This is a genomic window from Alienimonas chondri (genome assembly GCF_013036045.1).
GTDB classification, from domain to species: Bacteria; Planctomycetota; Planctomycetia; order Planctomycetales; family Planctomycetaceae; genus Alienimonas; species Alienimonas chondri.
The window spans coordinates 1-263 of the sequence record NZ_WTPX01000355.1; the positions used below are offsets into that span (position 1 = coordinate 1).

Here is a 263-nt window from a genome sequence, read left to right on the forward strand (position 1 = left end):
GTGATCTGGGTGGATGCGGAGGAGCAAACCGCCATCGCGGACGCCGCGGGCATCAGTCTGATGGAGCTGCGATTGAAGCACACGCGGCTGGTCGGCGGTCGGATGAGCCTCCGCGAACGAGCGAACGGGGACTGCACGTTCCTCGATCCCGACACCCGCAAATGCACCGTCTACGCCGCCCGCCCGGTGCAGTGCCGAACCTGGCCGTTCTGGGACTCGAACCTGGAAACGCCCGCCGACTGGGAACGCACGAAGACCGAATG

At 66.2% G+C, this 263-nt stretch carries 1 protein-coding gene; it reads left to right on the forward strand.

What is annotated here, in order from left to right; all coding sequences use genetic code 11:
* Nucleotides 1–263, forward strand: a 263-nt coding sequence (locus LzC2_RS21625) for a YkgJ family cysteine cluster protein (RefSeq protein WP_171190083.1), incomplete at both ends; no start/stop codon positions are given.